We start from the raw sequence: 11,321 nt of genomic DNA, 5'->3' as shown, positions 1-11,321 counted from the left end.
ATCACACTCCAGTGCGCCAATTAGTAGTTGCTAGACGGGACTCGGCCGTAGACGAATCAAATAAGGTTTTGTGCATCAGGCTAAGCATGGCGGCGCGCTGGTTTGCCAGAGTCTGTAGCACCCCCAGTAAGGCCTCGACCGAGCTGGGCGGGGGCATCCAGTGCAACAGCACCAGACACTGGCTTTGCGGGTCGGTACCCAACGCCCCCGGGCAACGGCACGCGACACTCGCACCGCCCTGCCCCAGGATGCCCATCAATCGATCAGGAGCGCTGGCGTCAAACGGATCCAGCACGTCGATGCTACAGCGGATCCCACCTTCTACCCGGGCAAGCTGCACATTTGCATCGTCAACCCAGCAGTCCAGATGCGCGGCCGAAGGTTCATCGAGCCACAGATTCAGTCGCGCGCTGAACTCACTGAATTCCATCGATGATCGCTTTGTTCATGCCGTGATGAGCGCGCATACCTTCGCTCATGACAGTGGCCGCGGTGGACAGCGACTGGGTCGCTTGAACGAACGCCCTCATGTCTTCCACATCGGCACTTTCAGCAGCGTTCATCGCGGCGTCATCATAGTTTCCAATTGCATTGGAGAAGTTGTTTTCCAATTGATTTAGAAGGGACTTGGAATTGATCATGCGTGCATCTCCCAGGGAATTTACGCAATATGAGTGGCGACAATTATCTTTGAGGTTCCAAGAAAATGGTCGACGTCAAACATGCGGTGATATGTCGAATGTCATGCATCTGCGACCTGAAACGAACGCCGCAAGCCGGTCCAATCAATGTCGTACTCGCCGGTGTCGGTGCTCAGGCGAATGGACTGGATCGGCATCGTAATGTCGTCTCTTAGTTGCCACAGAACGGAAGCGTTGTTGGCTGCAAGCCAAGCCTGCACCTCGCCATAACGCTCGGGATGGCACTTCAAAGTGGCGCTAACCGCCGGGTATACCTGGCTGGCCGCCAGATGTTCCAGCAGAATGCTGGCACGCACCTCGGGCGGGCACTCATCAAACAGCCGGCCTATGATGACGTTCAATAGCTCCCGGCAAACCTCTATCACACTGTTCCTGCATTGTTGGCGCTCAGCCTCCAGCGCCTCCAAGAAAAAACTGGCCTGCCCCCAGAATTCAGCTAACGCTCGATCCAGGTATTCCTGCTGCCGGCGTCCGGCCTCCAGCAATATCGCATCCGCTTCGGCCCGTGCTCGCGACATCACATCGACGGCTGTCCGGTAGTCAGCAAACTGCTCTCGACGGACGACCAACTCGCGCTTCACCTCGCGATCGCCCAAGGACAAATTTCGGCGAATCAGCATTTCCGACCTTTAACCTGTGTACCCGTCATGCCCAAACCCTCCACAACACAGAACGCCACAGCGCATCGAGTTTGCGCGTGGGAAGGTTAAAAGCGGGCTCGAGTGTCTCGTCGGGCGCCCACAACAGGCGCAAGCGCGACCAACATCGCTCGCCCAGCCAGCCGGCCAGCATTGCGCGTGGGTCCGTGACCTCATCAGTCAACCACAGCCCAGGGCGTAGCGCCTTGGCGATACCCCGACACCAGAACCACTGCGCGTCGGACAACTGATCATTTGGCGTGGCAAAACAGATTGCGCGCACCAGAGCCAAAGCCTGCAACCTTTGTGCATCTGTCAAAGACAGCCATTCGATAACGTTGGGGTCCGGCTCGGGCGGAGCCGAAGGAGCGATGCCCAGCAAGGCCAGCAACGCGTCGTGTCGGCTGCGCCAGACGCCCATGCCAACATCAAAATCACTCCCCCATTGCTCCCACACGCTGGACTTCCACTTTGGGTGCATCCAGCGCCACGTGCAGCACCACCACCCGACCCATTGCTCATCGGTCATAGCTGTGCGGGCAAGCCGGTTGGCCTACGCCTGGCGCGCAAGCGTGCAAACAAAGCCTGGCGCCAGTCTGGACGCAACATCAGGACTGCGCCCCCCGCCATGGACACCAGGCACAGCGGCAAGGCAATGACCATCACCCACCAGAAGCCGGCATCCTCGCTGTCAATCAGAAACGGTCCGAAAGGCACAAGATGCTCCGGGTCCTGAAACTCCACCGATGGCACGAATACAATCGAAAATTTCTTTGCGGAGCTGCTGTCCTGACTCATCCCTGGAATGCTGCTGGCAACCATCTGTTGAATACGCCCGCGCACACTGTCCGGATCCAGCGTCGACGCCGCATACTTGATGAACACCGAGGCGGAAGCCGGCTGAACCGGCTCGCCCGGTGCGATGCGCTCCGGCAAGACGACATGCACACGAGCCACGATGACCCCGTCAATCTGGGACAGCGTCGACTCCAATTCTTGCGACAGCGCATAAATGTAGCGAGCCCGCTCTTCCAGCGGTGTGGAGATGACCCCTTCCTTTTTGAATATCTCGCCAAGACTGGTCCGTGTCTGATTAGGTAGACCGGCAGCATCAAGCACCCTCACCGCACGGTTCACATCACTATTGGCGACGATTACGGTAACGCCGGCTTTTTCCATCTGCTTACGGGCCGCTATATGTTCCTGAGCCAACTTGGCGATTACTGAGTTGGAATGCTGCTCAGTCATGCCGCTGAACAAGACGGTGTCGTCGCTGCATCCGGCGAGCGCCAGAAAAGCCAGAACCGTTAATAAGCCGGATACTTTCACGAAGAACCTATTGCAGATTAGTCAGTTTATCCAGCACTTGTGCGCCTTTACTGACGACCTTGGTGGTGAGCGCCGTTTGCAATGCATACTCGGAAAGGGCGCCATTCATTTTGAGCATATCCATCGGATCCGTTGACTCCGAGGCGGACTTGATCGCGCGTTCAGCCTGATGCGCCAGCTCGGCTTGACCAGTGAGACGATCCGATACTGCGCTCATCAGGTTACTCGCCATACCGCCAGGTTCTCGATTGCTGCGCATCGCACTATCGAATAAGTCGACATCAGCTTGAGCAGGAGCGGAAACCATCTCCAGCTCATGCTCAGGTGCAGCGCTCCTGAATGAATTCACGTTGGAAATGGTCACCTGATTTCTCCTGTAGGACGTGGACGATGGACTATTGAACTGAGGACTACGTTACGCTGGCGCGCATCACGTCAAGGACGTTCCGAGCAGCCTGGGAAGCCGTATGCTCGCCTTGATTCATCGCAAGGCCAGGTGGCGTGCCGGAAGCGATTCCCAACCCCAACTGCAACCCTTGTTGAAAAGCCTCCATGCCTTCGTTGCTATTTAACATCTGGCGCAATTGGTCTATCTCACTCGCGCCACCAGTCGATAGCGCAGGGCTGCTGCCGAAACCACCTTGTCCGCCTCCCATCATCCTTTCACTACCCGGATAATCGGTTCTATTGGACCCGCCTGTCATATGTTGAGAGACTTGCTCGAGTGCCTGTTTGAATTTGGCGGTTTCGCCCTTGGACAGATAATTGTCTTCATCCAGTTCTTTGCTCCATGACCCAGAATCTGGCGCTCCGAAGGCGGCTTTGTTCTTATCCATATAATCAGCCACTTGCTGAAGCAACGGCTTGTCTTCCTTGGAAAAGGTAGTGCCGTCACCTTTGGGCTGTAGAGCGTTATTCAGCGCAGATTGCCCCAACCCACTCACAACTTGCCCCATAAGGTCCTGACTGTCCCTGCTTCCAGCATTGGCGATAAAGTTGCTCCCCATCTTATCTTTAACAATGTCCATCATGGCATTTTTCAGGGTCTCTTGAGGGTTTGCTGCCAACCCCATAAGCCCCATCCCCTTATTTTCGGAAAGTTTGTCATGCACCATCTTTCCCAATGGACTACTAAGATCAACTTTTCCACCGGGCATCAGGGAGTTAGCAAGCTCCGTCACGACACCCGATAAAGAAGGTGAGACTTTTGATGAGTCGGCATGTTTAGGTTGAGAAATACTAGTGATACCTAACCCGCCGACAAGCGGTACTGCCATGCTTATATTACTCATAAACTTTAAGGTTCTCGCTGAATGTTACCCCCCCTTTGATCACCACAACAATAAAAAGGGGGGGGGAGGAAGGAGGGAGGATGGATCTTTAGTAACTGATGGCCTTAGCCTGCCCAGCCATATTGGAAATAGACTTGCTCGCTGCGTCGGAGCGAGCGGAATCGATAGCGCTCGCTGTATTTAGCCTCATCGTTTGCAAAGCCGCATCACCTTGCAACTTAATCAATCCGGCCTGTTCCTTATCGTTGCGCTTCATAACGTCCAGCTGGGCGCTCATTGATTCACCCCCTGAAGCTGCTTGACTCAACTGACCTTGCGTAGCAGCGTTGGCTTTAACGCTATTAGCTTCTTGCTTGGCACCGGCAAATGCGTTGACACCCATGTTTGCCGCACTACCCAGCGTATTGGTGATGGTGCTAAAAGGGTTGCTCGAGATACCTGGCATAATAAACTCCTCATACTCTAGCGGGCTCGCTAGGTAATAGTGGGTGGAAAGTTCTTTAAATCAGGTTCCAGATTTTTTTCAAGCGAAGACGCTTTGCCAAATACGTCCAGCGACTTGATCCGGTGATAGAGCGTTCTACGGGGTATGCCCAATTCCACACTCACAGCATCAATCGAGTGCCCGTGACGCTTGAGGGCTTCCTGAATAAGGATCCGTTCGATAGCCCGCATTTGTGCCTTGAGCGTGCGCCCCTCGATCTCCGTGCTTGAGTTCAGGGTTATCGACGGCAAGCCAAGAACAAATCGCTTGGCCGCTGATTTCAACTCGCGGATATTGCCCGGCCAGGGATGACCCAAGAGCGCTTGCATGAGTTCGGGCGATATAGCCTGAGGCTCGCACCCCAGATCTTGCGCAGCTGCGGTCACGAACTGGGAAAACAGCGGAACGATGTCTTCGCGACGGTCACGTAGCGCTGGCAACTGGATCGTCAGCACGTTGAGCCGAAAATACAGATCGCGCCTGAACTCGCCCCGCTCCACCAACTCGGCCAAGGGCCGCTGAGCCGATGCAATCACACAAATATCCAACGGAATGACCGTGGTAGAGCCCAAGCGCTCAATCGCTCGCACCTCAAGGACCCGCAGCAACTTGGCCTGCAAACTGAGCGGCATGCTATCGATTTCGTCGAGGTATAAAGTCCCGCCCTGCGCAGCCTCGATGTAGCCCTTTCGCGAGCGATTAGCCCCGGTGAACGCACCGTTGACCACACCAAACAATTCACTTTCAGCCAATGATTCCGGGATTGCCGCACAGTTCATCGCGACAAACGCACCCTTGCGCCCAGACATTGAATGAATGCGCTGAGCCAGGGTGTCCTTGCCGGTCCCCGTCTCTCCAGAAAGCAACAGGTCGACGCCAAGCAGTGAAGTACTTTGGGCGATGACCTTGATATCAGGCGCTTCGGCAATGTTGTCAGGTCCGCAGTAAAAGTAATCGCACACACCCATATAAACCCCGTGATCGGCACTACTTCATACGCCCTCCCGCTGCAAGCACGAGGCGAAGCATGGCCATAAGCTGCGCGATCATTAGTGATGATCGCAGGTCGGACAGACCCGTTACACCAAGCCTGACGACTGCACGCGCATAGCGCCTACAGTCTATTTATTGATCAAATGCCACGGCAGATCCAAAAGTGCGTGTGTGACGCGCGCTGCGATCAGTTATTCCATCGAGCGTAAGTGATATTTTTTGAAACAATTTGAATGGCCACTTGGCACTATCGTACCGACCCGTTTTCTCTGGTCGTTGTCAGTGCTTCTTCTTGAAAGCCATTAAACAACTGGTGCTTTAGGGCGGCAGAGAATACCGCTCGCCCAAACCCTGTCAATCGCCGACGCTCATTTTAATGGTATTACTTCACAGTTTGGATACAACGGGGTTTGACCGGAGCCCTCGAGAAAGTTCGATAAACATTTTACGTTTGACGTTATTTTTTAAAAAAACATGGAACCTGGTCGACGGCATGCGCCACTCAGTACTTGAGACAGTTCGACGCAATAAAAAGAACAACTGTTTCACCTTCTAACAGCTCAGAGAATAAAAAAATGAGTAATGAGCGCTACCATCGATTTGTTACAGATATCTGTCAGCTTTCTCAGATCCCTGTGGCTGCGATTGATTTAGATCGGGTTCAGCTAAACGTGAAAGGCATTGCCTTCAGTTTTGCCAACTTAGCCGATACCGTCATGATTCACGCAGACTTCGGCCCGTTACCGAATCGACGCAGAGATGCCGTCCTGCTTCAGCTTATGAATGTCAATTTTCATTTATTCAGCGCAGACCGTCCCTGTTGCTTTTCACACAACGACGACACGGGCCAAGTACAGTTCAGTTGCACAGTTGAGCTGACCCAGATCGGCGCACCACAGTTCGTGCAGTTGCTGGGGCATATCGCTGAGTATGCGCAATCATGGCAGCACAGCTACTTTCTCGATGAGGGCGCAAAACGCGCACCTTCAGCGCGCACGAGTCTGGGGGGTTTATGCTAGGTCCGACGCTACCGGCAGGAAATTTTTTTCCCTTCACCCCAACACGATCACAGTCCACACCGCGGACAGATATCGCATTGACGCCCATGCGCCCTCGCGCGCCCGTCAACAACCCAGCCCCCCAAGCTCATCAGTCGCCACAACCAGGACAGCCCTCCCCCGCGCTAGCCAGGGAGGCCGCGTTGTTGGCTCCCCAATTGGGGCGGTCCGGCTTTGACGCCGCGGTAGCCAAGCAGCGCATGGTTCTGGAAGGTAGATATCTGCAGGAGCACCCCGGTACTGCCTACGCTGACATAAATGACAAGCTATTTGCGAAAGCCAATGGGAAAGCGCCCGAATCCATGACCGGACGCTTACTGGCCGATGCCAAGCAAGCGCAACAGACGCTGATCCATGAGTTGGAAAAGCTGACTGAGGATCCACAACAACCACCGGATCTGGAGGCTTACCAAACGGTGCTGACACAGGCAGTGCGCGCACAAACTGATTTGCTTGGCGCACACGTCGCTCTCTACGAACAGGCATTGACCGATCCACAGCTGTCGGCTGCCGACCGACAGCACATAGAACGTAGCGAAAACGCCTTCGCGCTTCATGCCCAACAGACCGTGAACCTGATACCCGACGCGTTGAAAACGGCCTTGACCAAAGCGGACGCAACGGTCAGCGCGCTGAAGCAATTGAAGCAACCGTCAGAGGACTGGGAACGTATCAGCACGATGCTCAGTGACTTGGTCGAGCACACCTCAGTCGATGGCGAATTCAAAGATGCGCTGGATAACGCCAAACTTCCCGCCAAGCTTCAGCAGCTCCATCAGCACAACGACGGCTGGGGGGCGACTGCCAAGGCGGTCGTCGCGGGCGCCGTGCCACAAATGCTCGCATCGGGCCTGGCGTTCGGCTTTGCGCGCGCGGTCGTAGAGTCTGCGGTCCCGGACCTGAAGGCCCAGGCATTCGCTACCGCGCCCGTGATGGCGGCGGCACATGAAGTAGGCACCAACCTGCTCAAGCCCATGAGTCAAGAGATGATGGGGGGGTGGGCGCTTAAACCGGTGAAAGCGTCAGAGGTCATTCCAAACCCGAATCCCCGGGCTATTGTCGATGGCGAGCTCAAGCCCCTGACCGCAGAGCAAAAAGACGCCGCCATGCAGGAGGTTGATGAACTGCGCGGTCGCCATCTCAACGCCCAGCAAGCCAACAAGAATGGAACCGGCATTGGCGAGGCTGAAGCCTTCGGCGCGTTTGGCCTGGCACAAGGCATCCGGCAAGGGATAGGGTTAGCCCAGCCGCATATCCCAGTGGAGCAGTTTGGTCCCCGCACGCTGGCCTCCATGGCGGGTGGCTTGATCATGGGCGGCGTGCAATCGGGCGCGCAACTGCGCAGCACCGTTGCTGATCGACGCGGACGTGAATTGCCGACCCACACCTTCAAGGAAGTCGACAAACCTTTGGCCAATCGCCTGGCAAAAGCGGCTTCGGACGCGGTGTTGGCCAGCGACCCGAGCAATCCTGAGGTTCGTCAAAGCCTGTTCAGTAAAACCTACGGCTCACTTGCCGGGTTGGGCAGCGCCATGGGCGTCAGCTCAGCGGCACGGGCCTTTGGCTCAGACACGCCGGCGCAGCAGTTTGGCCAGGTGCTTTTGGCCGCATTGGGCTCGCCTGCTCTCCTTATTCCGGCCTATGCGAGCTTTCAGGCGGGTGCTGAAACCGAGGCTCGTCTGGCGGCGCTTGAAAAGGAGCGAAAAACGCAAGAGCTGCCCGGACCGGGCGCCCCCGCTCAAGTACCCACGTCCAACTTCCCACGCACACAAACGGCAATGCAGAACATCCGCTCGCCCGATCGGGCCGATCTACCGCACGGTTCCATGCCGGGAACCTGGGGCAGAACCGCGGAAAACACCTTTCACCGTATCCGAGGAGGGTTGCAAATAGCATCCCAGGCGCCGACCGAACTCACCGAGCTTGCAATCAAGCAGGTTACCGCTCGCGTGGGGAACAACGCGGATGACGTGGCGGACCCACAACCACCTGAGGCTGTGCCGCAGAAGTGAGCGGCTCGATAGCATCCGGATAGCTGAACACTCCAGCCTGCAGACATATCATCAGTGCTGCAGGCTGAAGTGCTATCGACGCCCCCCTGTTCACACCTCCCACGGCGCCAGGCAATCCACATCGATGGCGTACCGGGCAATCGCTTCGACGCACACCTGCGGCGCCAGTGTCTGTGCTTGAACCAGCGCGGTCAGGGCGCTCAGAACGATCTGATGACGATCCACTTCGAAGAATCGACGCAGTTGAGCGCGGGTATCGCTTCGGCCGAAACCATCGGTGCCGAGCACCGTGTAGCGAGCTTCAATGTAGCTGGCTATCAGCGCTGGCACGGCCCGGACGTAATCGCTACAGGCGACGACGGGCGTCGCATTATTGAGCGACGCCTGTAGATGGCTTCTGCGCCCAAGCTGTTGAGGATGCAGTCGATTGTGGCGCTCGACCTCGCGCGCGTCCCGTGCCAGTTCGGTGAAACTGGTGACGCTCCAGACCTGACTGTCAACGTTCCAGTCGTTGGCGAGCAGTTCGGCGGCCGCGATCACTTCGCGCAGGATAGTGCCAGATCCGAGCAATTGGACGCTGCCACGAGGGTCTTGCAATTCGTTCCGGGCAAACAGATACATGCCTTTGAGAATGTCTTGCTCAACACCACCTGGAAGGTCGGGCTGCGGGTAGTTTTCATTCATCAAGGTGACGTAGTAGAACTCGTCGACCTGGCGCTCCAGCATCTGGCGCATGCCGTGATCCAGGATCACCGCAAACTCACCGGCGAACGCCGGATCATAGGCGCGGCAGTTGGGTACAGTCGCGGCCATCAAATGGCTGCTGCCGTCCTGATGCTGCAGGCCTTCGCCGCCCAGCGTCGTGCGACCGGCGGTTGCGCCGAGAAGAAAGCCGCGAGCACGTTGATCGGCCGCCGCCCAAATCAGATCGCCAATGCGCTGGAAGCCGAACATCGAGTAATAGATATAAAACGGCAACATCGGCAACCCATGCACCGAATAGCTCGTGGCGGCGGCCACCCAGGAGCTGATTGCCCCGGCCTCGCTGATGCCTTCTTCGAGAATCTGGCCATTCTGCGCTTCGCGATAGCTGAGGATAGACCCAATGTCTTCTGGCTCGTAGCGTTGTCCTACGCTGGAGTAGATACCGATCTGCTTGAACAGGCTGGCCATGCCGAATGTGCGCGCCTCATCCGCCACGATCGGCACAATGCGTGGACCCAGCGTGGTGTCTCGCAGCAGCCCGTTGAGCATGCGCACGAAGGCCATGGTCGTGGACATTTCCTTATTTCCGGCATTGATGGCGAAACTGGCGTAACGATCGATCTCGGGCACGGCAACCCTATCGTCGTCACACGACGAGTGCCGTGTCGGCAGGTAGCCACCCAGCGCCCGACGGCGCTCATGGAGGTAACGCATCTCCGCGCTGTCGGCGTCGGGCTTGAAGAACGCCAGGGAGGTCGCCTGGTCGTCGGTCAGTGGTAGATTGAAGCGATTGCGGAAAGCGAGGAGCGCTTCACTGTCGAGCTTCTTCTGCTGGTGCCCGGTCATCTTGCCCTGCCCGGCCTCCCCCATGCCAAAACCCTTTTTCGTCTGCGCGAGAATCACCGTCGGCTTTGTGTCTTCGAGCGCGGCCCGGTGATAAGCGGCAAAAATTTTCACCATGTCGTGACCGCCGCGCTTGAGGCGATCAATATCCTCGTCGGTCATGCCTCGAGCCAATTGCGCCAGCGCTTCGCTCTGTCCGAAAAAATGCTCGCGATTAAAACGCCCGTCCTTGGCGGCAAACGTTTGAAACTGACCATCGACAGTATTCGACAATGCCTCAACCAGGGCGCCGTCGTGGTCGCGCGCAAATAGCGAATCCCAATCCGAGCCCCAGACCAACTTAATGACGTTCCAGCCGGCGCCTGCAAATAACGCCTCCAGCTCGTCGATGATTCGGCCGTTGCCTCGCACTGGACCATCGAGGCGCTGCAGATTGCAATTGACCACCCAGACCAGGTTGTCGAGCCTTTCACGCGCGGCGAGTGTGAGCGCCGACATGCTTTCTGGCTCATCCATTTCGCCGTCGCCGAATACGCCCCAGACCGTCCGGCCGCGGGTGTTCTTCAGGCCGCGATGGTCCAGATAGCGCATGAAGCGAGCCTGGTAGATCGAACTGATCGGGCCGATCCCCATGGAACCGGTCGGGAACTGCCAGAAGTCCGGCATCAGCCAGGGATGCGGATAGCTGGACAAGCCCCTGGCGCCTTTTGCGCGAGCACCGATCTCCTGCCGATAATGCTGCAAGTCTGTTTCATCAAGGCGCCCCTCAAGGTAGGCCCGGGCATACACACCGGGCGCCGAGTGCGCCTGATAGAACACCAGATCGCCAGCGGAGTTTTCGTTGCGCGCCTTGAAGAAATGATTGAAGCCGACCTCGAATAGATCCGCTGCACTGGCATAACTGGCAATGTGTCCGCCCAGTTCTCCATACACCTGATTGGCCCGAGCCACCATTGCCAAAGCATTCCAGCGAATGATCGACGCCAGGCGCTCTTCGGTGGCCAGGTCTCCTGGAAACGCGGGTTGTTGCTCGACGCTTATGCTGTTGATGTAGGGTGTACCCAAGCGGGGCCGCCAGCCTAAATCAGCGCGACCAGCGACAGCGACGAGCAGGTCGAGCACCCGCCCCGCTTGGGCTTCCCCGCGGTGGGCGATGACCGAAAGCAAGGCATCGTGCCACTCGGCGAGCTCCTGCGCATCTTCCTCGGCCTGGCCTGGCAAGGTGTTTTTAAGGACGAACGAGTTCATGAACTACTCCTGCGTGGT

12 protein-coding genes are annotated in these 11,321 nt (G+C 57.0%); 2 read left to right on the top strand and 10 right to left on the bottom strand.

Annotated features, from left to right (window positions below):
* Position 1: 1 nt before the first annotated feature.
* The 9 genes from GSM73_RS09495 to GSM73_RS09455 form a co-directional block, all read right to left on the bottom strand.
* The gene (locus GSM73_RS09495) at positions 2-430 is read right to left on the bottom strand and encodes a type III secretion protein (RefSeq protein ID WP_107322392.1); all 429 of its coding nucleotides are present in this window, start codon (positions 428-430) and stop codon (positions 2-4) included.
* Positions 417-641, bottom strand: coding sequence for a type III secretion protein (locus GSM73_RS09490; RefSeq protein WP_107322391.1), 225 nt, complete (start codon positions 639-641; stop codon positions 417-419). The genes GSM73_RS09495 and GSM73_RS09490 overlap by 14 nt, the downstream gene beginning before the upstream one ends.
* A 101-nt stretch (positions 642-742) precedes the next feature.
* Complete coding sequence (sctL, locus tag GSM73_RS09485) at positions 743-1,321, bottom strand: type III secretion system stator protein SctL (RefSeq protein ID WP_160892291.1); 579 nt, start codon at positions 1,319-1,321, stop codon at positions 743-745.
* Positions 1,322-1,346: 25 nt separating this feature from the next.
* Positions 1,347-1,868: a type III secretion protein gene (locus tag GSM73_RS09480; protein WP_256676799.1), complete on the bottom strand. Its 522-nt coding sequence runs from the start codon at positions 1,866-1,868 to the stop codon at positions 1,347-1,349.
* Positions 1,865-2,668 carry a type III secretion system inner membrane ring lipoprotein SctJ gene (sctJ, locus tag GSM73_RS09475; protein ID WP_107322389.1) on the bottom strand — a complete coding sequence of 268 codons (804 nt, stop codon included), beginning with the start codon at positions 2,666-2,668 and terminating at the stop codon, positions 1,865-1,867. The genes GSM73_RS09480 and sctJ overlap by 4 nt, the downstream gene beginning before the upstream one ends.
* A 7-nt stretch (positions 2,669-2,675) precedes the next feature.
* Positions 2,676-3,032 (bottom strand): type III secretion system inner rod subunit SctI, encoded by a 357-nt coding sequence (gene sctI, locus GSM73_RS09470; RefSeq protein ID WP_107322388.1) that lies wholly within the window; start codon positions 3,030-3,032, stop codon positions 2,676-2,678.
* A 46-nt stretch (positions 3,033-3,078) separates the two neighbouring features.
* Entirely contained in the window at positions 3,079-3,945 is an 867-nt protein-coding gene (locus GSM73_RS09465) for a hypothetical protein (RefSeq protein WP_160892289.1), read from the bottom strand.
* 103 nt (positions 3,946-4,048) lie between these two features.
* Positions 4,049-4,405 (bottom strand): hypothetical protein, encoded by a 357-nt coding sequence (locus GSM73_RS09460; protein WP_107322386.1) that lies wholly within the window; start codon positions 4,403-4,405, stop codon positions 4,049-4,051.
* A 29-nt stretch (positions 4,406-4,434) separates the two neighbouring features.
* Positions 4,435-5,412 (bottom strand): sigma 54-interacting transcriptional regulator, encoded by a 978-nt coding sequence (locus tag GSM73_RS09455; RefSeq protein ID WP_107322385.1) that lies wholly within the window; start codon positions 5,410-5,412, stop codon positions 4,435-4,437.
* Positions 5,413-6,012: 600 nt separating this feature from the next.
* Here GSM73_RS09455 and GSM73_RS09450 point away from each other — a divergent pair.
* Entirely contained in the window at positions 6,013-6,456 is a 444-nt protein-coding gene (locus GSM73_RS09450; protein WP_160892287.1) for a CesT family type III secretion system chaperone, read from the top strand.
* A gap of 182 nt (positions 6,457-6,638) precedes the next feature.
* Positions 6,639-8,507 carry a hypothetical protein gene (locus GSM73_RS09445; protein ID WP_160892285.1) on the top strand — a complete coding sequence of 623 codons (1,869 nt, stop codon included), beginning with the start codon at positions 6,639-6,641 and terminating at the stop codon, positions 8,505-8,507.
* 90 nt (positions 8,508-8,597) lie between these two features.
* Here GSM73_RS09445 and mdeB read toward each other — a convergent pair whose 3' ends face one another.
* The gene (gene mdeB / locus GSM73_RS09440) at positions 8,598-11,303 is read right to left on the bottom strand and encodes an alpha-ketoglutarate dehydrogenase (RefSeq protein WP_160892283.1); all 2,706 of its coding nucleotides are present in this window, start codon (positions 11,301-11,303) and stop codon (positions 8,598-8,600) included.
* Between the last annotated feature and the right edge of the window lie 18 nt (positions 11,304-11,321).

The sequence above is a fragment of the Pseudomonas sp. PICF6 genome, assembly GCF_009831705.1.
Taxonomy (GTDB): Bacteria; Pseudomonadota; Gammaproteobacteria; order Pseudomonadales; family Pseudomonadaceae; genus Aquipseudomonas; species Aquipseudomonas rhizophila.
This window is presented reverse-complemented; position numbering and strand designations above follow the sequence as displayed.